This window comes from Tardiphaga sp. 841_E9_N1_2, from assembly GCF_051811065.1.
Classification (GTDB): domain Bacteria; phylum Pseudomonadota; class Alphaproteobacteria; order Rhizobiales; family Xanthobacteraceae; genus Tardiphaga; species Tardiphaga robiniae.
In genome coordinates, this window is sequence record NZ_JBPWQC010000001.1 from 3,718,151 (window position 1) to 3,742,398 (window position 24,248).

A 24,248-nucleotide genomic window follows, 5' to 3' on the forward strand; every position below is an offset into this window, starting at 1 on the left:
CCTAACTCCGCCCTCAATAATCCTTCAGCAGCCGCTCGATGTAATCGAGTTCAAGCTGCGGCCGCGTCGTGTCGCCGAGGCGACGACGCAGCTCTTCCAGGATTCTCCGCACGCGCTGCACATCGATCTCGCCGGGAATCTTCACCGTGAGGTCGTCGCCAAGTTCGCGGCCACGCAGCGGACGCCCGAGCGGATCGCTTTGCCGGCCACCGCTCTGCTGGCGGCCAGGATTGTTGCCGGGGCCGTCGTTCTGGCCTTCGCCCTCGCCCTGCTGCATGGCCTGTGCGAGCTTCTGGGCGCCCTTGCGGAGTGCATCGAGTGCCTTGCCCTGCGAACCCACCGCGCCATCGGCATTGCCCTCGCCAAGCTGGCCGCCGGCATCGCCCATGGCGCTGTCGGCATCACCGAGACCATCACCGTCGCCGTCACCATCGGCGTCCGCCTGATCGTCGCCGCCTTGACCTTGGCCCTGCCCTTGCTGGCCCTGCTGGCCTTTTTGCCCCTGCTGTCCTTTTTGGCCCTTCTGACCCTGACCCATGCCCTGCTTGGCGAGTTGGTCCTGCAGCTGCTTGAGGCGGTCGCGCAGATTCTGCTGATCCTGCTGCAGATCGCCCATACCCTGCTCGCCCTGCTTGCCGCGGCGGCGCTCGTTGCGCTGGTCCTGGCCCTGCTTGAAGGTCTTGTCGCGCAACTGCTGCTGCTTGCGGATCATGTCCCCAAGCTCGTTCATCGCCTGATCCATCTCGCTGTCACCGGACTGGCCGGGCTGCGCCATCTGCAGGTTTTCCAGCATCTGCTGCATCTGTTCGAGCAGTTGCTTGGCGGCGTCCTTGTCGCCGGAGCGCGACAGCCGCTCCATGCGCTCGATCATGTTGTTGAGGTCCTGCTGCCGCATGACCTTGGTGTTCTTGTCGAGCGGACGCGCCAGCTGCTGCGGATTCTGCTTCATCTGCTCGGCGAGCTGCTTCAGAAAGTTATCCAGCGCCGCACGCAGGTTCTCGGTGAGCTTCTTGATCTCCTCGTCGCTGGCGCCGCGCTCCAGCGCCTGCTTCAGCGCGTCCTGTGCCGCCTTCAGCGCCTTGTCGACATCGGTGATGTCGCCGTCCTCGATGGTGACGGCGAGCGCCCACAGGCTGGCGACGACTTCTTTCAGAGCCGCGTCGGTGCGGGCGCGTTCGATCTGGGTGGCAACACTGCGCAGCCCGAGATACTGACCGGCTTCCGGCGTGAAAGCTTCCGGCGCGATCATCAGGGCCTGCAGCGCGAAGGAGACCTGGCCGCGCTGATTGGCGTCGAGTGCCAGGATACGGCGCTGTTCGATCAGCGCGCGTGGCAGCGGCTTGGTGAACAGCCGTTCCGGCAGTCGCATGCTGAACGGCTCGCTCTTGCCCTCGTTGCCAGCTTCATCCTTCGCGGTCAGCGTCAGAGTGACATCAGCGCCGGCATAGGGATCCTCGCTGAGATCCTTGACGGTCTGGCCGACACCGTTGCGCGTGCGCGCATTTGGCAGCACCAGCGCAAATGACGGCGCATCGAACAGCGGCCGCGGCTTGGCGGCTTCCTTGATGCCATCCTTGGTTTCGGCGGGACGCGCCGCGAATTGCGCATGGGCTTCGGTAACGCCGTAGTCGTCCTCGAGCTTGTAGGACATCTGCAGCGAACCGCGCGCCTGACGCTCCGGGTCTTTGGCGAGCGCAATAGTCGGCGGACGATCGCCCGTTGCCGTGAACTTCCACTGTAGCTGGCCGGACGGCGCACGGACATGTGCCGTCCCGTCAGACGTGATGATGAAATGCTTTTCGTTGGTGCCCTTCGGGGCTTCCGCCGTCGGCGCCACGTCAGCGACACCGCCGGTGAGAACGACATCAAGCGCGCCGCCGCTGGAGCGCACGATCAGCGTCGAGCCCGACGGCACCGGCAATGCAGCGGCCGTGGACGCATCCTTATTGGCGGCGGAAAGGATGATCGGCGGCTTGCCGGTGTAAGGCGGCGGCGTGATCCAGGCGTCGACGCGCACATTCGCCGGCGCCAGCACGCCGTTCCAGTCGAACGCCGCCATGATGCGTGCGCCGCGCTCGCCACTGGCGGCAAACCAGGTGGCGAACAGCAGCACGACCACGATGGCGCGCAGCGCCCAGGGATCATGGATCGCGAGGCGCGGCGACGGCAGGCCAGCGCGGATTTTCTTGAGCGAGGCCAGCGTCCGCTCGCGCTGAACCAGCCACAGCGCCCGGGCCATCGGGTCCTGTGACGACAGCGTGTCGGTCAGCGCCGTTGCAGGACGATGCGCAATGCCGGTGCCGCGATCGAGGCGCGACAAGCCCTCTTCACGCGACGGCCAGCGAAACTTCAGGAGAGGAACGAGCGTCGCCAGCGCGGCGATGACGAACAACGCAAGACCGATAGCGCGTGCAGTGAAGGGAAGCGTCAGCCACAGGCCGGCCCAGGACGCCACCAGAAACAACCCGACGACACTGAGCAGCCGGGCCAGATGCGGCCATCCCCGCTCCCAGGCAATCGCCACCCGGGCACGCTGCAGCGCCTGCGCGAGCTGAAGCTGTGCCGCCGCCTGACGATCGGCATGTACGTCGCGTTGGGGGTCTGGTCGGTCGGGGGGCGCAGCGCTCAACGACGATCTCCGATGTTACCGCACGACACACTAGCACGGCGGCGGCAATGAGGCATGGCACGGGGGCCATCCGTGCACATGCAAAGCCTGAGCCTAAGTCGATTCGGGGCGATTGGGGTCACGAAGCCGTGAGGCAGGTGCACACCGATGGTAGCGGCATCCCTCCCCCAAGCGAAGCGCAGTGGGGAGGGTCGGCCGATAGGCCGGGGTGGGGTGCCTCCGCAGGCGCAGAGCGTGAGGATATACCCTACCCGTCTCGACCGCTGCGCGGTCGATCCACCCTCCCCGCTGCGCGGCTACGCCGCTTGGGGGGAGGGACAAGAGTCACAACCAGGGCGCGGCCTTGTCCATGGCGATCAGCTGCTCGACTTCGATCCGCGGGCGGACCACCGCATACTGATCGTCCTTCACCAGCACTTCCGGGACCAGCGCGCGGGTGTTGTAGGTTCCCGCCTGCACGGCGCCATAGGCACCGGCGGTCATGATCGCGAGCAAATCGCCGGACTTCAGCTCCGGCAGCTTGCGGTCCAGCGCCAGATAATCACCGGTTTCACAGACCGGGCCGACGACGTCGACGGCCGACAGCTTTGCACCGGGTGCGGGCGCCGCTACCGGCAGGATCTCGTGATAGGCCTCGTACAAAGTCGGCCGGATCAGATCGTTCATGGCAGCGTCGATGATGACGAAGGTCTTGCCGTCGCCATGCTTCACATGGATCACGCGCGCGACGAGAATGCCGGCATTGCCGACGATCATCCGGCCGGGCTCGAACATCAGCGTGCAGCCGAGATTATGCGTGACGCGCTTGACCATGGCCGCATAGGCCATCGGCTCCGGCGGCGCGGCGCGGTCCTCGTAATAGGGAATACCGAGACCGCCGCCGAAATCGACATGCGAAATCGTGTGGCCGTCATTGCGCAGCACGGTGACGAAATCGGCCAGGATGCGAAATGCCTGCTCCATCGGGGCGAGATCGGTGATCTGGCTGCCGATATGCATGTCGACGCCGGTCACCTCAATGCCCGGCAGCTTCGCGGCGCGGGCATAGACCTCGCGTGCCTTGCTGATGGGAATGCCGAACTTGTTTTCGGACTTGCCGGTGGAGATCTTGGCATGCGTGCCGGAATCCACATCGGGATTCACGCGGATCGAGATCCGCGCCGTACGGCCGGTCTCGCTGGCGATCTCCGACAGCAATGCGAGTTCAGGCTCCGACTCGATATTGAGGCAGAGAATGTCCTCATCGAGCGCCAACCGCAGCTCGTCCGCGGTCTTGCCGACGCCGGAAAACACGATCTTCTTCGGCGGAATGCCGGCGGCCAGCGCGCGCTTCAATTCACCACCGGAGACCACGTCGGCGCCAGCGCCAAGCTTCGCCAGCGTGCGCAGCACCGATTGGTTGGAATTCGCCTTCATGGCGTAACAGACGAGGGCCTTGGTATCGGCAAAGGCCTCGGTAAAGACGCGGTAGTGCCGCTCCAGCGTCGCGGTCGAATAGCAATAGAATGGCGTGCCGACGGCATCCGCCATTTCGGCAATATCAACGCCTTCGGCGTGCAGCACGCCGTTGCGATAGTCGAAATGGCGCATGGCGAGTTAGTCCAGGATCGGATCGAGCAGGAACGGCTTCTTGCGACCACGGGTCGCCGCCGGCGGGCCCTCATCAACACCGTTCGAGGGCGCGAACACGTCCCTGCCCTTGTTGGCAGCCGACTGTGCATCGGGATCCGCTGCCGGAGCGCCGGTGCCCATCGGCTGCGCGGACGCCTGTGGCGGCAGATCGAGGCCGCCTTTACGGCCGCAGCCAGCCAGCGCCAAAGCAGAAACGGTCAGAACGAGAATGGCCCATCGCGCGGACGCAGGGCGGGTCGGACGAGTCACAGCTAAATCCCCAAATGCGGGCGCACCATACAAAGATTGCCGCGCTCTGGCGAGACCCCGAAATCCATTGAATTTTCGCACGCCAAGCCCGATCAGCCCAATTTCCGCTCTTTTTCCAGTCGCTTGAGCCAGGCCTTCGCCTGCGACGTCACATTCTTCGGCGCCGTGCCGCCATAGCTGACCCGGCTCTTCACCGACGATTCCACCGACAGCACCTTCATCACTTCTGCCGTGATCTTCGGTTCCACCGCCTGCATCTCTTTCAGGTCGAGCTCGTGCAACGCCACGCCCTTCTTGGTGGCGATGCCGACGATCCGGCCGGTGACGTGATGCGCCTCGCGGAACGGCATTTTCAGCGTCCGTACCAGCCAGTCGGCCAGATCGGTGGCGGTGGCATAGCCCTCGCCGGCAGCAAGCTTCATGCGCTCCTCATTGGGCACGAGATCGCGGACCATGCCGGCAATCGCGCGGATCGCCAGCGATAGCGCCGAATAGGCCTCCATCGCGCCCGCTTTGTCCTCCTGCATGTCCTTCTGATAGGCCAGCGGCAGGCCCTTCATGACAATCAACAATCCGGTGAGCGAGCCGATCACGCGGCCGGTCTTTGCGCGGACCAGTTCGGCGGCATCCGGATTGCGCTTCTGCGGCATGATCGAGGAGCCGGTGGTGAACTTGTCGGAGAGTCTGACGAGACCGACCAGCGGCGAGGTCCAGATCACGATCTCCTCGGCGAAGCGCGACAGATGCACGGCGGCGATGGAAGCCGCCGACAACGTCTCAAGTACGAAATCGCGGTCCGAAACCGCATCGAGCGAATTGGCCATCGGCCGATCGAAGCCCAACGCCTTGGCGGTGGTATGGCGGTCGATCGGGAATGAGGTACCGGCCAGCGCCGCGGCGCCGAGCGGGCTTTCATTGAGGCGCTTGCGCGCATCGGCGAAGCGGCCGCGATCGCGCGACACCATTTCCACATAGGCCAGCAGATGATGACCGAAGGTCACCGGCTGCGCGGTCTGCAGATGGGTGAAGCCAGGCATGACCGTGCCGGCATGCTCCAGCGCGCGATCGACCAGTGCCCCTTGCAGTGACGCGAAGGCCGCGTCGATCTCGTCGATCGTATCGCGCACGAACAAGCGGAAATCGGTCGCCACCTGATCATTGCGCGAACGCGCGGTATGCAGGCGGCCGGAGGCCGGACCGATCAGCTCGCCGAGCCGGCTCTCCACATTCATGTGAATGTCTTCGAGCGCACGCTTGAATGTGAACGCCCCCTTGGTGATCTCTGACAGGATCGTGTCTAGACCGCCTGCGATATTTTTCGCATCTTTCGCGGTGATAATCCCTTGCCTGGCAAGCATCGCAGCATGGGCCTTGGACGCGGTAATGTCCTGGGCATAGAGGTGGCGATCGACGTCGATGGAGACATTGATTTCCTCCATGATGGCGTCGGGGCTTTCATCGAACAGCCCGCCCCACATCTTGTTGCTCACATTGGAGCCCTTACCGTCATTGCTGGACTTGCCGTTGCCCTTGCGCGAAGCCATGAATTGTCACTCATCTTTAACCGCAGCCGACGGATCGTCCGTCGCCAACCGTTGCATAGCCCTAACTGAGACCGAATGACAAACCCTATGCCCGACCAGCCTGCCCCCCGTCCGGCCAAACGCCGCCTGATCGTGCTTGGCGCGGTGCTCGTGGGCGCCGTGATCGGCTTTGCCGCGGTATCCAATATGGATCGGCTGCGGCAGCAGGCTGCGCCAGGCGATCCGACCTGCGCGCCGGCCATCGCACTGTCGAAGAAGATCGAGCCGCTGGCACGCGGCGAAGTCGCCGGCCTGACCATGGCCAGGACGCCGCTGAAACTGCCGGACCTCGCTTTCAGGGATGCCGACGGCCAGGAGAAGAGATTGTCAGACTGGCGCGGCCGGACGGTGCTGGTGAACCTGTGGGCCACTTGGTGCGTGCCCTGCCGCAAGGAAATGCCGGCGCTGAACAACCTTGAGACCAAGCTCGGTGGCCCGGATTTCCAGGTCGTTGCGATCAATATCGACACCCGCGACGCCGAGAAGCCGAAGGCCTTCCTGAAAGACGGCGGCCTCAACCGGCTGGATTATTTCACCGACACGTCAGCCAAGGTGTTCCAGGACCTCAAGGGCATCGGCCGTGCACTGGGTATGCCGACCTCGGTGCTGATCGACGGCAAGGGCTGCGAGATCGCGACCATCGCCGGCCCCGCCGAATGGGACAGCGAAGATGCCATCAAGCTGCTGAAAGCGGCGGTGAAGCCCGCCGCGGCCAGTTTCTGAAGACCACGGCACAGACAACTGCGACATACGGCCGCCTGCGCGGATCGCAAAATTCTCCAGAATGCTGTCGGATGAACGCAATTGCGTTCGTCTTGAAAACAACCGGGCCACGCGCGCCCGGCGCCGACGCATGACAGCAGGGAGAAACGACCAATGGCCTATATCGACGGATTCCTCGTTCCGGTGCCGAAGAAGAAGCTGAAAGCCTATGCCGCCATCGCGCGCAAGGCCGGCAAAATCTGGCGCGAATACGGCGCACTCGACTATCAGGAATGTGTCGCCGATGACGTCAGCGTCGGCAAATGGACATCGTTCCCGCGCAGCGTGAAACTGAAACCCGACGAGACCGTTGTGTTTTCCTATATCATCTACAAGACGCGCAAAGATCGCGACCGCATCAACGCCAAAGTGATGAAGGATCCGCGCCTCGCCAAGATGATGGATCCGAAGGCGATGCCGTTCGATGCCAAGCGCATGATCTATGGTGGCTTCAAGACGCTGGTTTCAGTCTGACGCCACAACGGAGGACGCCATGACGCCGCACGGCCATTTCAACTGGAATGAATTCGTGACGCGCGATCCCGAGCGCGCGAAAGCCTTCTATCAGGAGACCATCGGCTGGACCTATCAGGCCAAGAAGCTGGCGGGCGGCGGCATCTACTGGATCGCAATGATGGACAATGTGCCGGTCGGCGGCATCTTCCACGCGGAAGGCCCGGGCTACGAGAATGTCCCCGATGGCTGGATGCCGTATCTCGCGGTCGACGATGTCGATGCGCGTGTGAAGAAAGCTGTCGCGGCCGGCGCGACGCTGATGCGGCCGGTATTCGACATTCCCGATGTCGGCCGGCTCGCAATCCTGCTGCAGCCCGGCGGTGCCGGGATCGACTGGATCACGCCGTTCGCGTAAGAGCGAAGGGAGGCAGCAGGCTGCTGCCTCCCTTCGCGCTTCAGGCCGGCACTTCGCCGCCGCTGCGCGACAGCAACACGAGCAGCGCGCCCGCCAGTGTCGCCGCTGCGAGATAACCAACGGCACCGAACGGGCCAAAACCGTCGACCAGAATGCCGCCTACGACGGCGCCGACAGTGATCGCGACCTGGAATGCCGAGACGAGCAGGCCGCCCGCAGATTCAGCTTCGTCCGATGCGACCCGCACCATCCATGTCTGGAAGCCAACCGGCAGCACACCGAACGCAAAACCCCAGAGGCCAACTGCGATGCCCGCGACAAGGCCCGAAGCGCCAAAGACAAACAGCACCAGCGCGAGCACGGAGATCGCCGCAGATCCCGTGACGATCGCAAGTTTCGCACTGCGGGCGACAAGCACCCCGCCCGCGAAATTACCGAAGAAACCGCCAACGCCATAAGCCAGCAGGACGAGCGAGATCGCAGTGACCGGAAGCTGCGGCACTTGTTCGAGGAAATGCCGGACGTAAGTGAAGCCGGCGAAGTGGCCCGAGATGCTGACGGCAATCGCGATCATCACAAGCCGGACACTGGGCCGACGCATCAGCACGAACAACGTGCGCACATCCGGTGATGTGAGCGGCGGCAAGCGCGGCAGCGTCAGCACCTGAAAGACGAGCACGACGGCGCCGACAGCGGCCGCCAGCAAGAACACGTTCCGCCAGCCCCACAGATCTCCAAGATATGCACCGATGGGCGCAGCGCTGACGGTGGCGATCGAAACGCCACTGAAAATCAGCGAGATCGCGCGCGGCAGCGCCTCCGCCGGAACAAGCCGCATCGCGGTGGCCGTTGCCATTGCCCAAAAACCGCTGAGGCTGATGCCGAGCAGCACGCGGGCAAGCAACAGGATTGGAAGATTGCTCGCGGTAGCCGACAGCAGATTGGACACGATCAGCAGCACCGTGAGCGACCACAGGACGACGCGGCGATCCATGGCGCGTGTCACAATGGCCGTCGCAAGTCCGGCGATGATCCCGACAAGGGAGGTCGCCGTCACCACCTGCCCGGCAGCGCCAACCGAAACGCCGAGATCGGTGGCGATCGGCGTGAGCAGGCTGGCCGGCAGGAATTCAGCCGTGACCTGGCTGAACGCGCCAAGCATCAAGGAGACAACAGCCGCCCAGGCTGCGTCCGTCCGCTCAGTGGTTACGGGAGAAACATGGGCCTCAAGTGCAGCAGTGGCGGAATCAGTCATGGCAGTCTCCAGGAGGGACCCCGGAGATGGAGGTGATCTCTTGGAGTTTCCATGCTAGAAAACCCGCAATGCTTGATCATTCGTCCACAACTGTCGCCACTCACCCCCTGACCGAAATGCTCCGGGGCTTGAAGATTGAGGGCGTCGATTACGTCCGCTGCCGCATGACCGAGCCATGGGGGCTGGTATTCCCGGCACGGCCGAAGGCGCAATTCCACTTCGTCGCCGAACGCGGCTGCTGGCTGCGAACTCTGGATAACGCGTGGGTCCGCCTTGAACCAGGCGATGCCGTCTTGCTGCCGCGCGGCGCGGAACATGCGTTGGCGAGCTCGCCCGATGCCTTCCCGGCACCGGTCGAGAATTGCCAGTTCGAACCGGTGTGCTGCGGCATCCTCGACACCTGCAGCGGCGGCAACAGAAATGGCGAAGAAACCGTGCTGTTCGGCGCCGGCATGACCTTCAACCTCGACAGCCAGCATCCGTTACTGCTGATGATGCCTGAGCTGATGCAGATGCACGAACTTGCCACCGACGAGCCCGCCATCCCGCATCTGCTTGAGGCCATGACATCCGAACTGGCGCTGGATCGCGTCGGTGCTGGCGGCATGCTGACGCGGCTGGCCGATGTTGTCGCCGCTGCACTGATCCGCAACTGGGTGGAGAAGGGCTGCGGCTCTGCCGGTTGGGTCGCAGCAGCGCGCGATCCCGGTATCGGGCGGGTTCTCGCCGCGATCCATCGCGATCCGACCAGGGATTGGACCGTTGAGGCGCTGGCGAACGTCATGCATGCGTCACGCTCGGCATTTGCATTGCGCTTCGCCAATGTCGTCGGCCAGACACCGGCGCGTTACGTCGCGCAATTGCGGATGCAGGAAGCAAAGCAGTGGCTCGTTCGCGACCGCCTGAAGATCGCGGTCGTCGCACGTCGGCTTGGCTATGAATCGGAAGCCGCGTTCAGCCGCGCCTTCAAGCGCATCATCGGCGCGCCGCCGAGCCATTTTCGCGCGACACTGACTGTAGCCTCTAACGGCGAACGGCCAGGCTCCACAGCGCCCTAAGCGGCGATATCGAGATTGCCGCCGACGCCCGCACCGAGATTGGCCTGCGAGGCCTGCTGCGCGCCACCGAGCAGCGTGAGCACAGTGTTCTTTTCCATGTCGGCATTCGACTTCATGATCGAGGTCGAAATCTGCTGCTGCGTTCCCGCCGCCTTCATGGCAAGCGCGCTGGCAACCAAAGCCATATCCATCAGAAACACTCCGTAACGTCGTACCGCCGGTATAGCGATGCGGGGTTAACGAATGTTGACCTGATGCAACAATCAGCCAGCATTCGCCCGAAATGCTGCGCCCAGCGTGCGCAGCGCGCCGCGCGCCCGCGCATCGGTGAGGCTGGAATGCAGCATCGTCTCGGCATCCTGCAATTTCGGCAGACCGAGGCGTGGGCCAAGATCGATGCTGCCGGCGGGCGCAACACGGCGGACCAGCGCACCAACGGCGAGGCCGGCGGAGATCGCCGCGCCGATGGTCGCAACGCCGCCGCCAACGAAGGCTTCGGTCCACGGAATGCCGGCGCCATCGAGCGCCGCAATCGCCGCCGAACGCACCGAACATGGCGCGGATTGCGCCGCCAGCCGCAGCGGCTCACCGGGCGCGTGCCGAAAATCCAGCGTGCCCATCCAGCCAAATGGTTCTTCCATCAAGACCTCGCCGTCACCACGTCGCCTGTCGATCCGCAACACGATCGCCGCGTCGAGATCGCCAGCGTCATAGGCTGACAGCAGGACCCGCGATGACTCGATCCGCAATTCGATCACCAGGGACGGATCAGTCGCGCTCATGCGTTTCAATACGTCGGCGAGATCGGCGCCGACGAGATGATGGCTGATCCCGACCACGAGACGCCGCCGCTCCGCAGCGAATGAGCCAATGGCCGACTGATGCGCCGCGACGAGATTTCGCGCGGAGGCCAGAAAAGCCGCCCCCTCCGCCGACAGGCGCACCAACCGCGGCGTTCGCTCCAGCAGGCGCTTGCCCAGCCCGCTTTCCAGCCGCTTGATCTTCAGGCTGATCGCCGACTGCGTGCTTCCCATCGCCTCGGCGGCGCGGGTGAAGCTGGTGAGATCGGCCACCAGCACGAAGGCCTGCACGGCCTCGATATCGAGCGCTTTCATCGGCCAATCATTTCAGTACGACATCATTGAAATATTATTTCATACGATTTTCCAATGATCAATATGGGATTAGGTTTGCTGCATCGGATTTGAACGACAGGAGACCACCATGCCGCTGGTTCGCATTTCCCTGAAGAAGGGCAAGCCTGCCGCCTATCGGGAGGCGATCGCCGAAGGCGTCTATCAGGCGCTGCGCGAGACCTTCAACGTCCCGGAGGGCGACCGTTTCGTCACCATCTCGGAGCATGAGGATGGCACTTTCATCTATGATCCGAATTATCTCGGCATTCGCCGGACCGATGACCTCGTCATCATCCAGCTCACGGTCAGCAACACCCGCCCGCGTGAGCAGAAGCAGGCGCTCTACAAACGGATCGTCGAGAAGCTGACTGACAGACCGGGCCTGCGGCCCGAAGACGTCTTCATCAACCTCGTCGAGGTGCTGCCGGAGAACTGGTCGTTCGGCCATGGCGTGGCGCAGTACGTGACATGATTACGCAGCGCGAGACATTGATGGCGCATCTGTGCGGAGTCGGCATGGGCATGGCGATGATCGTCGGGATGCTGCCGGCGGTGACGAAGCTGATGCGGATGTTGATTTAACTTGGCCGCGAGGCCAACCACACACACCGTCGTCATCCGCGGGCAGCGCGAAGCAAGCTTCGCTGGATGACCCGCGGATCCATCCTTCTTCCTTGCATGCGTAAAGGTGGATTGCCGGGTCAAGCCCGGCAATGACAGCGTTCTATCTTAAAAAAGACGAGCGCTTCGCCTTAGCGCGTCGGAATCGGCTTCTCGCCGCGGTAGTCGTAGAAACCGCGCTGGGTCTTGCGACCGAGCCAGCCTGCTTCGACATATTTCACCAGCAGCGGGCACGGCCGATACTTGGAGTCGGCGAGGCCTTCATGCAGCACCTGCATGATCGACAGACACGTATCGAGGCCGATGAAATCGGCGAGTTCGAGCGGGCCCATCGGGTGATGCGCACCGAGCTTCATCGCAGCATCGATGGCTTCGACATTGCCGACGCCTTCATACAGCGTGTAGATCGCCTCGTTGATCATCGGCAACAGAATGCGGTTGACGATGAAGGCCGGGAAATCTTCCGAAACGGCGATCTGCTTGCCGAGCCTCGTGACGAAGTCCTTGGACGCATCGAAGGTCGCGTCATCGGTGGCAATGCCGCGGATCAGTTCGACCAGTTCCATCAACGGCACCGGATTCATGAAGTGAATGCCGATGAACTTCTCGGGACGGTCGGTCGACGCGGCGAGGCGCGTGATCGAGATCGACGATGTGTTGGAGGCGATGATTGCCTCCGGCTTCAGCACAGCGCAGAGATCGTGGAAGATCTTGCGCTTGATCTCTTCCTTCTCGACAGCGGATTCGATCACGAGATCGCAGTCAGCAAGGCCGTCCATCGTGTCGGACGAGGTGATGCGATCCAGCGCGGCCTTGCGTGCATCCTCGGTGATGACCTTCTTCGACACCTGACGCGACAGGTTGCCGTTGATCGTCGCCATGGCAGACTTCAGGCGGTCGGCAGAGACATCGTTCAGCACAACTTCGAGGCCGCCCAATGCAGCCACATGCGCAATGCCATTGCCCATCTGGCCCGAGCCGATCACGCCGACTTTCTTGATCATAACCGCCATCTTGCTTGTCATCTCTGGGAACACGCCGCCCGCGCATGCCGCGTTCGGAAAGCCATCTTTACATAAAATATCGGCCGGAGTCAGTCACTCCGGCCGATGTCGTTAATTGAGGCGCAAAGCCCTAATTCAGCAAGGCCTTATTTGCCAAATCCTTGCCTGCCGGGCCTCTACTTGCCGAGTGCTTCGGTCAGCTCCGGCACGGCCTGGTAGAGGTCGGCGACCAAGCCGTAATCGGCGACCTGGAAGATCGGCGCATCTTCGTCCTTGTTGATCGCGACGATCACCTTGGAGTCCTTCATACCGGCGAGATGCTGGATCGCGCCGGAAATGCCGATGGCGATATACAGCTCCGGAGCCACGACCTTGCCGGTCTGGCCGACCTGCCAGTCGTTCGGGGCATAACCGGCATCCACCGCGGCGCGCGAGGCACCGACACCGGCGCCGAGCTTGTCGGCGAGCGGCTCGATGTATTTGGCAAAGTTCTCGCGGCTTTGCATGGCACGGCCACCGGACACGATGATCTTCGCCGAGGTCAGTTCCGGACGATCGCTCTTGGCCATGTCCTCGCCGACGAAGGTCGACAAACCCGGATTCTCGGCCGCCTTGACGTCTTCCACCGCCGCGCTGCCGCCTTCACCGGCTGCACCGAAGGTCGAGGTACGCACCGTAATGACCTTCTTGGCGTCCTTGGACTTCACGGTCTGGATCGCGTTACCGGCGTAGATCGGACGCTCATAGGTGTCGGGCGCAATCACCTTGGTGATTTCCGACACCTGCATCACGTCGAGCAGGGCGGCGACGCGCGGCATCACGTTCTTCGAGCGCGTGGTCGCAGCGGCGATCAGCACGTCATAGGCGGGCGCCAGCGACACGATCAGTGCGGCCAGCGGCTCGGCGAGATCATGGGCATAAGAGGCGTCGTCGGCGAGCAGCACCTTGGTGACGCCCTGCAGCTTGGCGGCAGCTTCCGCGGCCGGCTTCGCATTCTGGCCGGCAACGAGGATGTGCACCTCGCCGCCGATCTGGGTGGCGGCGGTGAGCGCCTTGTTGGTGGAATCCTTCAGGGTGGCGTTGTCGTGATCGGCAAGCAGCAATGTCGGCATTAGAGCACCCCGGCTTCAGTCTTGAGTTTCGATACCAGTTCGGCGACGTCCTTGACCTTGACGCCGGCCTTGCGGCCGCCCGGTTCGCTGGTCTTGATGATCTCGAGACGCGGAGAGATATCGACGCCGTAACCATCGGCGGTCTTCTCGTCGATCGGCTTCTTCTTTGCCTTCATGATGTTCGGCAGCGACGCGTAGCGCGGCTCGTTCAGACGAAGATCGGTGGTGACAATTGCCGGTCCCTTGAGCTTGACGGTTTGCAGACCGCCATCGACTTCACGGGTCACGGTGACGTCGTCGCCTTCGACAACCAGCTTGTTGGCGAAAGTCGCCTGCGGCCAGCCGAGCAGCGCGGCCAGCATCTGGCCGGTCTGGTTGGCGTCGTCGTCGATCGCCTGCTTGCCGAGGATCACCAGGCCGGGCTTTTCCTCATCGGCGACGGCCTTGAGGATCTTCGCCACGGCGAGCGGCTCGACGGTGCCGTCAACCTTGACGAGGATGCCACGGTCGGCGCCCATCGCGAGGCCGGTGCGGAGGGTTTCGGACGCCTGTGCGGGACCGATCGAGACCACGACCACCTCGGTTGCCTTGCCGGCCTCTTTCAGGCGCAGGGCTTCCTCGACAGCGATTTCGTCGAACGGATTCATCGACATCTTGACGTTGGACAGTTCGACGCCCGATCCGTCGCTCTTGACGCGAACCTTGACGTTGTAATCGACCACCCGTTTGACCGCGACCAGAACCTTCATCGATCCTCTTTCGTGTGAGTTTTATTGTTTCAGAACTTGCTCGGAAGCTTGGGCGCGGAACCTAAAGCCCCTGCCACACGGGGTCAACGCGCCAGACCCTAAAATCGAATGTCTCTAGGCCAGCCGATTTAGCCGAAATTACCGGTTCTGGCCGGGCACCCAGAGCACGTCGCCGGCGCCATTGTCGTTCTGCGAGCGGCTGGCGACGAACAGGAAGTCCGACAGCCGGTTCATATACTGGATACCAGCGTCCGAGACCGGCTCATCGGGCTGGGCGGCGAGTTCCACTATGATCCGTTCCGCACGGCGGCAGATTGTCCGGGCGACATGAAGGTGAGCGGCGGCTGGAGTTCCGCCAGGCAAAACAAACGAGGTCAGATCGGCCAGCGGCGCGTTGAGCATGTCAATATCGTTCTCCAACCGCTCGACCTGACTCGCCAGGAGGCGCAGCCGCTCGGCCTTGCCCTCGCGCTGCGGAACCGCGAGATCGGCCCCGAGATCGAACAGATCGTTCTGGATCAGCCCGAGCATCGCATCCAGGGACCGCGCATGGGCGAGATGCAATCGCACCACGCCGATCGCGGCATTGGTCTCATCGACGGTTCCATAGGCGCTGACACGGAGATCGTATTTCGGCCGACGTTCGCCGGTGCCGAGGGCCGTCGTGCCGTCATCGCCGGTGCGGGTGTAGATGCGGTTGAGAACGACCATCGAATTGATCCAGCGCCAGTTAAGGAATTTGCGTCAGCGGCCCATCGCCCAGACGGTGGCCATAGTGAGGATAATGGCGACGAATTGTAGCACCACGCGCCACCGCATCAGCTTCTGCGAGCGATCCGGCGAGCCGCCGCGCATCATGTTGAACAGGCCGAGCAGCAGGACCAGCGCAACGGCGCCGACCGCGATGGGGAGGATAATGTTGCTGAGCGTTGATGTCATATCGGCTACATAACACTGCGTCACAGGCTGCGCTATCGTCAGTCGTCAAAATGGCGCGGCGGTCACGCGCGCGCCGCAATGCAACGATCTGGCTTTTTCGCGTTAGATATCAGAAGCTACCATGAGGGCCGGTGATTTGCCGGGCCGATCCCGAACCAGGTGGCACGTGGGGCAGATACGCACCGTCTACGATGTTGTGATGGACGCCTTCTATACGTTTCTTGCCGATGACGGCTGGGCGATCGCCAGCCATATCGCCCTCTCCACCCTGATGGCGCTGTTTCCGTTCCTGATCGTGCTGGCCTCGCTGGCCGGCTTTTTCGGCTCCAAGAATCTCGCCGATCAGGCCGTCGGCCTGCTGCTGGAGGTCTGGCCCGATCAGGTGGCCGGCGCCCTGTCCTCGCAGATCCACGACGTGCTGACCACCACCCGCGGCGATGCGCTGACCATCGGTCTCGTGCTCGCAGTGTATTTCGCCTCCAACGGCGTGGAGAGCCTGCGCGTCGCACTAAACCGCGCATACTCGGTGATCGAGCTGCGGCGCTGGTACTGGTTGCGGCTGGAGTCGATCGGCTACACGCTGGTCGCTGCCGTCACTGCGCTCGCCATGGCGTTCCTGATCGTGCTCGGCCCGCTGATGCTGGAAATCGTGAGGCGCTATGTCCCGCTGATGGTGGAGAACAACGAGCGACTGCTGACGGTGGCGCGTTACGGCATCACCATCGTCGCCATGGTGATCGCATTGTTCATCCTGCATGTGTGGCTGCCGGCAGGCCGCCGCACCTTCAGTCAGATCCTGCCGGGCATCATCTTCACGATGCTGGCGTCGCTGGCCTCAGGTATCGGCTTCGGTCTTTATCTGGCGCGCTTCGCCAACAATTACGTGACGATGTATGCCGGCCTGGCGTCGGTGATCATCGCGCTGGTGTTTCTGTACTTCATTGCGGCGATCTTCGTGTTCGGCGGCGAACTCAATGCCGCCATCATCAAGTCGCGGTTGCCCCACGGCGTCTCGCTTCAAGCAGCGCAGTCGCTAGCGCCCGCGGAGACACCGGTTTGATCAGAAACGCGTCAGCGCCCGCGTGACGCGATGCGGCTTCGTCTTCACTGCGACCGGACACGCCAATGATCGCGACGTGGCCATGCGGCGCCCTCAGCGCACGAATCTGCCGGATCGCCTCGACGCCATCGATACCCGGCAGCACCATGTCCATGAGCACCGCATCGAACGTGCCCTGCGCAACGCGCTCCGCCGCTGCTTCGCCACGACCGATGAACTCGGCCTGATGACCGAGTTCGGTGAGAATGGCATTGAGCACGACGCGACCAAACGGATTGTCCTCAACGCTCAGCACCCGCAGCGCGTCTCCCGGCGCAAAAGCAGCATCATCGGCGCTCGACATGATGGCGATCGGACCGCTCGTCTTGTCGAGGCCGACCGTCAGCGCGAACACTGTCCCACCGCCGCGGCTCTGCGCCACAGTGATGTCGCCACCCATGGCGCGGGCGAGTTGTTTGACCGACGACAGGCCGAGGCCGGCGCCGCCAAAACGCGACGCGATCGACACATTGGCCTGCGAGAACGGTTTGAACAGCCGCTTGATCTCGGCGAGCGTGAGCCCGATGCCGCTATCGGAGACGGTGAAAGATACGCCGACCTTGCCCGCCATGCGCACAGGCGAGACCTTCAGCACGACATTGCCCTGCTCGGTAAATTTCACCGCATTGTCGATCAGATTTTCCAGCGCCGCGCGCAGCCGCACGGGATCGCCGACCACGAACACCGGCAGTCTGTCGGAGATCGCGACCCGCGACAGCAGTCCCTTGGCAGCCGCGCGGCCCGCGAGCGAGTCGCCGATGTTGCGGGCAAGCGCGCGCAGATCGAAGAAGTCCTGCCGTAGTTCGAACCTGGATTTGCTGCTGCGTGCCGCATCGACGAACAATGTCGCGAGACCCGCCAGATGTTCGGCGCCAGCCTTGATCGTCTCGACCCAGCGCCGCTCACGCTCGTCGAGATCGGAGGTGGCCAGCAGGTCGCTGACCGCAAGAATGCCGGTCAGCGGCGTGCGCACTTCATGGGCAAACACCGCCAGCGCGGTTTCCACCATCGTATCGGCATGCGCGGATCTGCGCTTGGCGCGCGGCTTCGATGCAGGCTTCTTCGCCGCACGCTTCTTTGCCACGCGCTTTTTCAGCGTTTGCTTGGTGCGCGTCCGCATCTTGCGCGGAGAGCGCGATGTCAGCGCCATATGTTGCCCACCTGTCCCGGCGGCACCATGCCACGGCGGGGCGCGCGGAGTCACGCCGCGGGCCTGGTCCGGCTTGCGAATTTCTTGCGGCTAACTTGCGGCAGACGGGTCAGGTAGCCCGACCATGCGGCGGATATCCGCCGGTGTAGTGCCCCCGGCCCGCAACTTACGCAGGCTGGTCGAGCCGGTCGATTTGGACAGTTTGGCACCGGTGCCATCGCGCACGAGCAAATGATGCCGATAGACCGGTTGCGGCAGGCCGAGCAGTTCCTGCAGCAGCCGGTGCACGCTGGTCGACCAGAACAGATCCTGGCCGCGCACCACATGGGTCACCCCCTGCAGCGCATCATCGAGGACAACCGAGAGATGATAGCTGGTCGGTGTTTCCTTGCGGGCCAGGATCACATCGCCCCAGGCTTCCGGCTGCGCAGCAACGATACCCGTCTCGCCGCCCGGACCCGCCCCCCGCTCGGTCCATGTGAGCGGACCGCTGGCCGCAATGGCTCTGGCCATATCGAGCCGCAGCGCCATCGGGGCATCTGCCTGTTTGAGTTCGGCGACGGCCTGCGGCGACAACGATCTGGCAATGCCTGGATAGAGAGGCGCACCATCGGGATCGCGCGGCCATGAGCCTTTCGCTTCTTCGGCCGCGATCATGCGCGCGATCTCGGTGCGGCTCTCGAAGCTCGGATAGAGCAATCCCATGGCGGCGAGCCGCTCGGTCGCGGCGCGGTAGTCGGCAAAATGCTGCGACTGTCGCCGTACCGGCATCTCCCAGGCGATACCGAGCCAGGCGAGATCCTCGTAGATCGCCGCCTCGAATTCCGGCCCGCAGCGCGTGACATCGATATCCTCGATCCGCAGCAGCAACCGGCCACAGGCCTCGCGCGCCAGATCGAAATTCAGCAGCGCCGAAGCGGCGTGGCCGAGATGCAGATAACCATTGGGGCTGGGCGCGAAGCGAAAAACAGGAGCCATCGCAGGTTTCATTAAATGAGGTCGCGCGCAAAAGCACGCGTCAGCCAGTCCATGAACACGCGCACCCGCGGCGAGAGCTGGCGGTTGCGCGGATAGAGCAACGACACCGGCGACGGCGTCGGCGGATGTTGCGGCAATACCTCCACCAGCGTGCCACCGGCGAGTTCGCTCTTGACCCGATAACGCGGCACCTGCACCAGACCGAATCCGAGTTTCGCCATCGCCGCGTAGTTATCGGCACTGTTCACCGTGATCGCAACCGGCAACGTGACATAACGCAACGCGCCGTCGTCCTGAAATTCAAGCGGCAGCACCGCGCCCGTCGCCGACGAGTGATAGCCGACCATGCGATGACCTTTGAGCGCATCAATGGACAAAGGCACGCCGGTGCGCGCGAGATAGGACGGCGCGGCGCAGGTGACTTCGTCCATCATGGTCAGCCGCCGCGCCACCATATCGCTGTCGCGAAGCTCGCCGACACGTACCACGCAGTCGATGCCTTCACGGATCAGGTCGACCAACCGATCGCCCTCGCTGAGATAGAGCTGGATATCAGGATATTCGGCGAGAAAGTCCGGCAGATGCGGCAGCACGAAATTGCGCGCCAGCGTGCCATTCATATCCACCCGCAACGGCCCTTTCGGCTTGGCGCCGCAGAACGCGCTTTCGGCGTCTTCGAGATCGGCGATCAGCGTCAGGCAGCGCCGGTGATAGGCCTCGCCGTCCAGCGTCGGCCGCACCAGCCGCGTGGTGCGCTCAAGCAGCCGCACGCCGAGCCGCGCCTCGATCTGCTTGACGGCATCGGTCACGGTCGAACGCGGCAGGCCGAGATCCGCCGCCGCCGCCGTAAAGCTGCGCCGCTCCACCACCCGGGTGAACACCCGCATCGTCTCGAAACGGTCCATCTATTTGTTCGTTAAATCCGAATTGTGATGCCAAATAATGCATCATTATCCGGAAAATGGAATGGCCTAGATTTCTCCTATCAGAGCGGCACCGCTGCTCACCACACCGAGGAGAACGAAAATGGCAAACGGAACCAATAAGGTAGCTATTATCACCGGCGCCTCACGCGGCATTGGCGCCGCCATCGCGGAGCGGCTGGGCCGCGACGGCTTCACGGTCATCGTCAATTATTCCGGCAATGCCGCGCCGGCCGAGGCGGTCGCACAAAAGATCGAAGCCGCGGGCGGCCGCGCGCTGACCGCCAAGGCCGATGTCAGCGATCCCGCCGCTGTGCGCGGGATGTTCGATGCAGCGGAGACCGCCTTTGGCGGCATCGACGTGCTGATCAACAATGCCGGCATCATGAAGCTCGCGAAATTCGCCGACGCCGACGACGCATCGTTCGACCAGCAGATCGCGGTCAATCTGAAAGGCACGTTCAACACCATGCGCGAGGCGGCGAAACGGCTGCGCGACGGCGGTCGGGTCGTGAACTTCTCGACGGGCGTCGTCGGCACCAAGCTGGAAACCTACGGGATCTATGCCGCCACCAAGGCTGCGGTCGAAACCATGACGGGTATCATGGCCAAGGAGATGCGGGGCCGCTCGATTACCGTGAACGCCATCGCGCCCGGCCCGACCGCAACCGACCTGTTCCTCAATGGCAAGTCACCGGAGCTGATCGAGCGTTTCGCCAAGGCGACGCCAATGGAGCGCCTCGGCACACCCGAGGACATCGCCAATGTCGTTGCCTTCCTGGTCGGTCCGGAAGGCGGCTGGATCAACGCCCAGGTGCTGCGCGCCAATGGCGGGCTGGTCTGAACCAAACGCCAACACCCTCAAGAACCATTCAAAGGAATACGTGTCATGAAACACGTCATTGTCATCACCGGCGCATCGAGCGGCTTTGGCGCGCTCACCGCCCGCGCCCTCGCCGAGGCCGGTCACACCGTTTATGCCAGCATGCGTGAGACCACCGGCCGCAATGCGTCGGCCGTCGCCGACGTCGCAAAGTATGCCGCTGAGCACAAAGTCGATCTCCGCAGCGTCGAACTCGACGTCGCCTCGCAGGAATCGGCCGATGCCGGCATCGGCCGGATCATCGCCGACAACGGTCACCTCGATGTCGTCATCCACAATGCCGGGCACATGTCATTTGGGCCCGCAGAAGCCTTCACGCCGGAGCAATTCGCACAGCTCTACGACATCAACGTTCTGTCGACCCAGCGCGTCAATCGCGCAGCGCTGCCGCAACTGCGCAAGCAGGGCAAAGGTCTCCTCGTCTGGGTATCGTCATCCAGCGCACGCGGCGGCACACCACCCTATCTGTCGCCGTATTTCGCCGCGAAGGCGGCGATGGATTCGCTTGCAGTCTCCTATGCCAGCGAACTGACGCGCTGGGGCATCGAAACCTCGATCATCGTGCCCGGCGCCTTCACCAAGGGAACCAACCACTTCGCACATTCCGGCAAACCGGCCGACACCGCTCGCGCGGCTGAATACGACGACGGTCCCTATGCCGGGGTACCTGATATGGCGTTGAAGGGCTTGGCTTCGCTGGAGCCCTCCGATGCGGATGCTGCCGATGTGGCAAAAGAGATCGTCCGCGTGGTCGATCTGCCGTTCGGCAAGCGCCCGTTCCGCAGTCACATCGATCCGTCGGAAGATGGCGCCGAGATCGTCAACGGTGTCGCGGACCGCGTTCGCGCCGAGATGTTCCGCCGCATCGGCATCGCCGATTTGCTAATACCGCGAGTGAATGCCTGAGACGGGATGTCATCAACGAAAATGGGGCGAGCGTGAACAACGCCCGCCCCATTTTACTGAGACACAGAGTTAGGACTCGGCGCGGCCGCTCTGGATCACCACCACGCGACTGCCAATCTTCACGCGATTATAGAGATCCACGACATCCTGGTTCATCAGCCGGATACAGCCGCTGGAGACGGCATGGCCGATGGTCTCGGGCTCGGTGGTGCCGTGGATGCGGAACATGGTGTCGCGGTCGCCCTGATAGAGATACATCGCGCGCGGCCCGAGCGGATTGTCGATGCCGCCCTCCATGCCGCCAGCCATCTTGCGATAGCGCGCGGGTTCGCGGTTCATCATGTTTTCCGTCGGGGTCCAATGCGGCCACTCGGCCTTGCGCTTGATCACAGCAGCGCCGGCAAAAGCGAGGCCGGCCTTGCCGACGCCGATGCCGTAGCGCATCGCCTTGCCATCGCCTTCCACGAGATAGAGATGCCGTGCGGCTGTATCGACCACAATGGTGCCGACGGGCTCCTTGGTGCGGTAAGCGACGCGCTGACGCAGCATCGCCGAATCGATTCCGGAGACGTCGATGGCCGGCAGCGTGTGCTCGCCGTCATTCAACTCGGCATAGCTGGCGGACGGACCGCCAAAGCCGGTGGACGACACCATCCCCCCGCTGCTTGCACATCCTGCCAGCACAGCGGGCAACATCAAAAGCGCCAGAAGGCGCAGCCCGCGTGATCCACCAAAACCTGTCATTCCCAACCCTTGCTGCAACGCGTCCAACGCGGACGACCCGCACCTCATACAGGGCTGAGCGATCAAATCAGGCTCAACAGCGTGTCATTTCGCTCATAGAACAGCTCTGCGCTGCACTTTGCGCCCCGCTGTGGTGATCGCGCCACAGCCGCGCAGGCTCACGAATAACCTCAGGTTGATCGATCGCCTTTGAGGGTCGGCCGGCGCGCAGCGCAAACCTGCCCATGGAACCGCCGCCGACGCGCGCCGAAGCGCTCCACCATGGTCCCTCCGGGCTTGTTGAGGCCGACGACATTGAGAACCGCGCCATGACGACACGATCCAGCACGATGTCGTCCCGCAACTATCAATGCGCGGACGACCGCTACACATGCCACGCGCATGACGAGATCGATATCATGTCCATTGGGAGGACGACCTGCTCGACGAGTACACGCGCCTTATAATGCGAAGCACTTGCAGCTGGATTTCACGGCTTGCATCGTTGTGATCGGCATATTAGAGCACACAGCCGCGTGAGACTTCGCGTTACCCCAACGAGATTTTCAGATGACAAGCGTTCGCAGTCTTGCGCAAGGCAGCATTGCCGTTGGCCTGCTGGTCCTCGGTATGAAATACGCCGCCTATTATCTGACTGGCAGCGTCGCACTGCTGTCCGATGCGATTGAAAGTATCGTCAATGTCGTGACGGCCATCGTCGTTTTGCTTGCGACCACGCTGAGCGCGAAACCGGCAGACGACGATCATCCCTACGGGCACCACAAGGCTGAATATTTCTCGGCCGTGCTCGAAGGCGTGCTGATCGTGCTCGCCGCGATCCTGATCCTGCGCGAAGCCTATCAAAGCTATCTGACGCCGCGCCTCGTCGAAGCCCCCTGGTTCGGACTACTCGTCAACGCAGCGGCAAGCGTCATCAACGCAGGTTGGGCATGGGTGCTGATCAGGCAAGGTCGCATCCACCGCTCGCCTGCCCTGGCAGCAGACGGCCGCCATTTGCTGTCCGACGTGTATTCTTCAATCGGTGTTCTCGGCGGCGTCGGAGTAGCGGCACTGTCGGGCATCGCCATTCTCGATCCCATCCTTGCGGCGCTCGTCGCACTCAACATCCTGTGGGCCGGCTGGGGCCTGATGAAGGAATCGCTCAGCGGATTGATGGACGAGGCAATTCCGCCAGCCATGCTCGCGAGTATCAAGCAGACCATATCGGCCCATGCCGACGGCGCGATCGAGGCGCATGACCTGCGCACCCGCCGCGCCGGCAGCATGACCTTTATCGATTTCCATCTGGTGGTGGCAGGATCGACCACCGTGAGCGCCGCGCACGACATTTGCGACAAGCTCGAGACCGCGATCCGCCAGGAGATCGGCGAGGCTCTGATCACCATCCATGTCGAACCCGACGACAAGGCCAAGCATTCCGGCATCGTCGTTCTCTAGATTTCGGGTAACTTCGCTCCACGAACGGCTTTGACAGGTTCCGCCCCCGTGTTAATCGGGAGGCGAGGATCGTTCCCGTGACACATGTTTCGCGCAAACGCTGGTTTGGGGCCGTGGCATCTTTGGCCGCTGCCTATGCGCTTGTGCTCAATGTCGTGCTGTCCAGCCTGTTGCTCGCCGCGATCTCGCCGACTGCGCAGGCCGCAGGCTTCGAGCTCTGCCTCACCCATCCCGACCTTGCCGCATCCCCTGACGACACCGGCAAGACATCAGGCGCACCTGCGGTGCATTGCCCGATCTGCGTCGGCACCCATGCGCCGGGTGCCCCGCCGGCCTCCGCGACTTTCCTCGTCTCGCGTATCGCCATCGCGATCGCTCCCGTTGCCGCCCTCGACGATCGCATCGTTGCGGAAGCAGCAACCTCCGACCACCGGGCCCGCGCGCCGCCGCGCCTGAGCTGACGTTCCACGCCGTCAGACGCCGCGCATCAGCGCGCGCGTTGCTCAGTTCAATCCCGGTGGAGTTTTC

General features: G+C 63.2%; 26 protein-coding genes. 10 read left to right on the forward strand and 16 right to left on the reverse strand.

Features of this window, described 5'->3' with window-relative positions; all coding sequences use genetic code 11:
• Positions 1 to 13: 13 nt before the first annotated feature.
• The 4 genes from AB8A50_RS17925 to argH all read right to left on the reverse strand — a co-directional run bounded on the left by AB8A50_RS17925 (position 14) and on the right by argH (position 6,000).
• Positions 14 to 2,629: a TIGR02302 family protein gene (locus AB8A50_RS17925; RefSeq protein WP_439078471.1), complete on the reverse strand. Its 2,616-nt coding sequence runs from the start codon at positions 2,627 to 2,629 to the stop codon at positions 14 to 16.
• A gap of 324 nt (positions 2,630 to 2,953) precedes the next feature.
• Positions 2,954 to 4,219 carry a diaminopimelate decarboxylase gene (gene lysA / locus AB8A50_RS17930; RefSeq protein WP_068729188.1) on the reverse strand — a complete coding sequence of 422 codons (1,266 nt, stop codon included), beginning with the start codon at positions 4,217 to 4,219 and terminating at the stop codon, positions 2,954 to 2,956.
• A 6-nt stretch (positions 4,220 to 4,225) separates the two neighbouring features.
• Positions 4,226 to 4,510: an LPS translocon maturation chaperone LptM gene (lptM, locus tag AB8A50_RS17935; RefSeq protein ID WP_175365989.1), complete on the reverse strand. Its 285-nt coding sequence runs from the start codon at positions 4,508 to 4,510 to the stop codon at positions 4,226 to 4,228.
• 92 nt (positions 4,511 to 4,602) lie between these two features.
• On the reverse strand, positions 4,603 to 6,000 hold the full coding sequence (gene argH, locus AB8A50_RS17940; RefSeq protein WP_439079991.1) for an argininosuccinate lyase: 1,398 nt from the start codon (positions 5,998 to 6,000) through the stop codon (positions 4,603 to 4,605).
• A 141-nt stretch (positions 6,001 to 6,141) separates the two neighbouring features.
• Between argH and tlpA the strand changes: the two genes are divergently transcribed.
• The 3 genes from tlpA (at position 6,142) to AB8A50_RS17955 (ending at position 7,726) form a co-directional block, all read left to right on the forward strand.
• Positions 6,142 to 6,816: a thiol:disulfide interchange protein TlpA gene (tlpA, locus tag AB8A50_RS17945; RefSeq protein WP_439074548.1), complete on the forward strand. Its 675-nt coding sequence runs from the start codon at positions 6,142 to 6,144 to the stop codon at positions 6,814 to 6,816.
• A gap of 153 nt (positions 6,817 to 6,969) precedes the next feature.
• On the forward strand, positions 6,970 to 7,329 hold the full coding sequence (locus AB8A50_RS17950; RefSeq protein ID WP_089267616.1) for a DUF1428 domain-containing protein: 360 nt from the start codon (positions 6,970 to 6,972) through the stop codon (positions 7,327 to 7,329).
• Between the two features lie 19 nt (positions 7,330 to 7,348).
• Positions 7,349 to 7,726 carry a VOC family protein gene (locus AB8A50_RS17955; RefSeq protein WP_439078472.1) on the forward strand — a complete coding sequence of 126 codons (378 nt, stop codon included), beginning with the start codon at positions 7,349 to 7,351 and terminating at the stop codon, positions 7,724 to 7,726.
• Between the two features lie 40 nt (positions 7,727 to 7,766).
• On the opposite strand, the gene AB8A50_RS17960 is transcribed toward AB8A50_RS17955, so the two are convergent.
• Positions 7,767 to 8,981: an MFS transporter gene (locus AB8A50_RS17960; RefSeq protein WP_439078473.1), complete on the reverse strand. Its 1,215-nt coding sequence runs from the start codon at positions 8,979 to 8,981 to the stop codon at positions 7,767 to 7,769.
• 68 nt (positions 8,982 to 9,049) lie between these two features.
• Here AB8A50_RS17960 and AB8A50_RS17965 point away from each other — a divergent pair, with 68 nt between their 5' ends.
• Positions 9,050 to 10,039 carry an AraC family transcriptional regulator gene (locus AB8A50_RS17965; RefSeq protein WP_439078474.1) on the forward strand — a complete coding sequence of 330 codons (990 nt, stop codon included), beginning with the start codon at positions 9,050 to 9,052 and terminating at the stop codon, positions 10,037 to 10,039.
• On the opposite strand, the gene AB8A50_RS17970 is transcribed toward AB8A50_RS17965, so the two are convergent.
• Together AB8A50_RS17970 and AB8A50_RS17975 are read right to left on the reverse strand one after the other, a co-directional pair.
• The gene (locus AB8A50_RS17970; RefSeq protein ID WP_089267620.1) at positions 10,036 to 10,230 is read right to left on the reverse strand and encodes a putative motility protein; all 195 of its coding nucleotides are present in this window, start codon (positions 10,228 to 10,230) and stop codon (positions 10,036 to 10,038) included. The genes AB8A50_RS17965 and AB8A50_RS17970 overlap by 4 nt on opposite strands.
• A 72-nt stretch (positions 10,231 to 10,302) precedes the next feature.
• Positions 10,303 to 11,154, reverse strand: coding sequence for a LysR family transcriptional regulator (locus tag AB8A50_RS17975; protein WP_439078475.1), 852 nt, complete (start codon positions 11,152 to 11,154; stop codon positions 10,303 to 10,305).
• A 109-nt stretch (positions 11,155 to 11,263) separates the two neighbouring features.
• Between AB8A50_RS17975 and AB8A50_RS17980 the strand changes: the two genes are divergently transcribed.
• A complete protein-coding gene (locus AB8A50_RS17980; RefSeq protein ID WP_439059914.1) occupies positions 11,264 to 11,647 on the forward strand; it encodes a tautomerase family protein in 384 nt (127 codons plus the stop codon).
• Between the two features lie 280 nt (positions 11,648 to 11,927).
• On the opposite strand, the gene AB8A50_RS17985 is transcribed toward AB8A50_RS17980, so the two are convergent.
• From AB8A50_RS17985 to AB8A50_RS18005, 5 genes are all read right to left on the reverse strand, one after another.
• Positions 11,928 to 12,809, reverse strand: coding sequence for a 3-hydroxybutyryl-CoA dehydrogenase (locus tag AB8A50_RS17985; RefSeq protein WP_089267834.1), 882 nt, complete (start codon positions 12,807 to 12,809; stop codon positions 11,928 to 11,930).
• 167 nt (positions 12,810 to 12,976) lie between these two features.
• Positions 12,977 to 13,912 (reverse strand): electron transfer flavoprotein subunit alpha/FixB family protein, encoded by a 936-nt coding sequence (locus AB8A50_RS17990; RefSeq protein ID WP_093757404.1) that lies wholly within the window; start codon positions 13,910 to 13,912, stop codon positions 12,977 to 12,979.
• Positions 13,912 to 14,661, reverse strand: a complete 750-nt coding sequence (locus AB8A50_RS17995) for an electron transfer flavoprotein subunit beta/FixA family protein (RefSeq protein ID WP_439078476.1) — start codon at positions 14,659 to 14,661, stop codon at positions 13,912 to 13,914. The genes AB8A50_RS17990 and AB8A50_RS17995 overlap by 1 nt, the downstream gene beginning before the upstream one ends.
• 138 nt (positions 14,662 to 14,799) lie before the next feature.
• Positions 14,800 to 15,372: a cob(I)yrinic acid a,c-diamide adenosyltransferase gene (locus AB8A50_RS18000; RefSeq protein ID WP_089267625.1), complete on the reverse strand. Its 573-nt coding sequence runs from the start codon at positions 15,370 to 15,372 to the stop codon at positions 14,800 to 14,802.
• 33 nt (positions 15,373 to 15,405) lie between these two features.
• Positions 15,406 to 15,600 (reverse strand): twin transmembrane helix small protein, encoded by a 195-nt coding sequence (locus tag AB8A50_RS18005; protein ID WP_068730376.1) that lies wholly within the window; start codon positions 15,598 to 15,600, stop codon positions 15,406 to 15,408.
• Positions 15,601 to 15,799: 199 nt separating this feature from the next.
• Between AB8A50_RS18005 and AB8A50_RS18010 the strand changes: the two genes are divergently transcribed.
• Entirely contained in the window at positions 15,800 to 16,660 is an 861-nt protein-coding gene (locus tag AB8A50_RS18010; protein ID WP_210269064.1) for a YihY/virulence factor BrkB family protein, read from the forward strand.
• Here the strand turns inward: AB8A50_RS18010 and AB8A50_RS18015 are convergent.
• The 3 genes from AB8A50_RS18015 to AB8A50_RS18025 form a co-directional block, all read right to left on the reverse strand.
• Complete coding sequence (locus tag AB8A50_RS18015) at positions 16,587 to 17,849, reverse strand: ATP-binding protein (protein ID WP_439078477.1); 1,263 nt, start codon at positions 17,847 to 17,849, stop codon at positions 16,587 to 16,589. The two genes, AB8A50_RS18010 and AB8A50_RS18015, sit on opposite strands and share 74 nt — an antisense overlap.
• Positions 17,850 to 17,939: 90 nt before the next feature.
• Positions 17,940 to 18,827: a tRNA glutamyl-Q(34) synthetase GluQRS gene (gluQRS, locus tag AB8A50_RS18020; RefSeq protein ID WP_439078478.1), complete on the reverse strand. Its 888-nt coding sequence runs from the start codon at positions 18,825 to 18,827 to the stop codon at positions 17,940 to 17,942.
• Between the two features lie 11 nt (positions 18,828 to 18,838).
• On the reverse strand, positions 18,839 to 19,732 hold the full coding sequence (locus AB8A50_RS18025) for a LysR family transcriptional regulator (protein WP_093757408.1): 894 nt from the start codon (positions 19,730 to 19,732) through the stop codon (positions 18,839 to 18,841).
• Between the two features lie 121 nt (positions 19,733 to 19,853).
• On the opposite strand from AB8A50_RS18025, the gene AB8A50_RS18030 reads away from it, so the two are divergent.
• Together AB8A50_RS18030 and AB8A50_RS18035 are read left to right on the forward strand one after the other, a co-directional pair.
• Complete coding sequence (locus AB8A50_RS18030) at positions 19,854 to 20,594, forward strand: SDR family oxidoreductase (protein ID WP_439059917.1); 741 nt, start codon at positions 19,854 to 19,856, stop codon at positions 20,592 to 20,594.
• Positions 20,595 to 20,639: 45 nt separating this feature from the next.
• Positions 20,640 to 21,539, forward strand: coding sequence for an SDR family oxidoreductase (locus AB8A50_RS18035; RefSeq protein WP_439065121.1), 900 nt, complete (start codon positions 20,640 to 20,642; stop codon positions 21,537 to 21,539).
• A gap of 69 nt (positions 21,540 to 21,608) precedes the next feature.
• Here AB8A50_RS18035 and AB8A50_RS18040 read toward each other — a convergent pair whose 3' ends face one another.
• Positions 21,609 to 22,193 carry a L,D-transpeptidase gene (locus AB8A50_RS18040; RefSeq protein ID WP_244528025.1) on the reverse strand — a complete coding sequence of 195 codons (585 nt, stop codon included), beginning with the start codon at positions 22,191 to 22,193 and terminating at the stop codon, positions 21,609 to 21,611.
• A gap of 639 nt (positions 22,194 to 22,832) precedes the next feature.
• Here AB8A50_RS18040 and AB8A50_RS18045 point away from each other — a divergent pair.
• The gene (locus tag AB8A50_RS18045) at positions 22,833 to 23,720 is read left to right on the forward strand and encodes a cation diffusion facilitator family transporter (RefSeq protein ID WP_093757412.1); all 888 of its coding nucleotides are present in this window, start codon (positions 22,833 to 22,835) and stop codon (positions 23,718 to 23,720) included.
• Between the two features lie 77 nt (positions 23,721 to 23,797).
• Positions 23,798 to 24,181: a DUF2946 family protein gene (locus AB8A50_RS18050; protein ID WP_439059920.1), complete on the forward strand. Its 384-nt coding sequence runs from the start codon at positions 23,798 to 23,800 to the stop codon at positions 24,179 to 24,181.
• Positions 24,182 to 24,248 lie beyond the last annotated feature (67 nt).

Bases quoted from the DNA above. Each gene is read 5' to 3' on its own strand.
- lysA (WP_068729188.1), bottom strand. From the start codon at position 4,219: ATGCGCCATTTCGACTATCGCAACGGCGTGCTGCACGCCGAAGGCGTT.
- tlpA (WP_439074548.1), top strand. From the start codon at position 6,142: ATGCCCGACCAGCCTGCCCCCCGTCCGGCCAAACGCCGCCTGATCGTG.
- AB8A50_RS17950 (WP_089267616.1), top strand. From the start codon at position 6,970: ATGGCCTATATCGACGGATTCCTCGTTCCGGTGCCGAAGAAGAAGCTG.
- AB8A50_RS17955 (WP_439078472.1), top strand. From the start codon at position 7,349: ATGACGCCGCACGGCCATTTCAACTGGAATGAATTCGTGACGCGCGAT.
- AB8A50_RS17960 (WP_439078473.1), bottom strand. From the start codon at position 8,981: ATGACTGATTCCGCCACTGCTGCACTTGAGGCCCATGTTTCTCCCGTA.
- AB8A50_RS17965 (WP_439078474.1), top strand. From the start codon at position 9,050: ATGCTTGATCATTCGTCCACAACTGTCGCCACTCACCCCCTGACCGAA.
- AB8A50_RS17970 (WP_089267620.1), bottom strand. From the start codon at position 10,230: ATGGATATGGCTTTGGTTGCCAGCGCGCTTGCCATGAAGGCGGCGGGA.
- AB8A50_RS17975 (WP_439078475.1), bottom strand. From the start codon at position 11,154: ATGAAAGCGCTCGATATCGAGGCCGTGCAGGCCTTCGTGCTGGTGGCC.
- AB8A50_RS17980 (WP_439059914.1), top strand. From the start codon at position 11,264: ATGCCGCTGGTTCGCATTTCCCTGAAGAAGGGCAAGCCTGCCGCCTAT.
- AB8A50_RS17985 (WP_089267834.1), bottom strand. From the start codon at position 12,809: ATGGCGGTTATGATCAAGAAAGTCGGCGTGATCGGCTCGGGCCAGATG.
- AB8A50_RS17990 (WP_093757404.1), bottom strand. From the start codon at position 13,912: ATGCCGACATTGCTGCTTGCCGATCACGACAACGCCACCCTGAAGGAT.
- AB8A50_RS17995 (WP_439078476.1), bottom strand. From the start codon at position 14,661: ATGAAGGTTCTGGTCGCGGTCAAACGGGTGGTCGATTACAACGTCAAG.
- AB8A50_RS18000 (WP_089267625.1), bottom strand. From the start codon at position 15,372: ATGGTCGTTCTCAACCGCATCTACACCCGCACCGGCGATGACGGCACG.
- AB8A50_RS18005 (WP_068730376.1), bottom strand. From the start codon at position 15,600: ATGACATCAACGCTCAGCAACATTATCCTCCCCATCGCGGTCGGCGCC.
- AB8A50_RS18010 (WP_210269064.1), top strand. From the start codon at position 15,800: ATGGACGCCTTCTATACGTTTCTTGCCGATGACGGCTGGGCGATCGCC.
- AB8A50_RS18015 (WP_439078477.1), bottom strand. From the start codon at position 17,849: ATGGCGCTGACATCGCGCTCTCCGCGCAAGATGCGGACGCGCACCAAG.
- gluQRS (WP_439078478.1), bottom strand. From the start codon at position 18,827: ATGGCTCCTGTTTTTCGCTTCGCGCCCAGCCCCAATGGTTATCTGCAT.
- AB8A50_RS18025 (WP_093757408.1), bottom strand. From the start codon at position 19,732: ATGGACCGTTTCGAGACGATGCGGGTGTTCACCCGGGTGGTGGAGCGG.
- AB8A50_RS18030 (WP_439059917.1), top strand. From the start codon at position 19,854: ATGGCAAACGGAACCAATAAGGTAGCTATTATCACCGGCGCCTCACGC.
- AB8A50_RS18035 (WP_439065121.1), top strand. From the start codon at position 20,640: ATGAAACACGTCATTGTCATCACCGGCGCATCGAGCGGCTTTGGCGCG.
- AB8A50_RS18040 (WP_244528025.1), bottom strand. From the start codon at position 22,193: ATGGTGTCGTCCACCGGCTTTGGCGGTCCGTCCGCCAGCTATGCCGAG.
- AB8A50_RS18045 (WP_093757412.1), top strand. From the start codon at position 22,833: ATGACAAGCGTTCGCAGTCTTGCGCAAGGCAGCATTGCCGTTGGCCTG.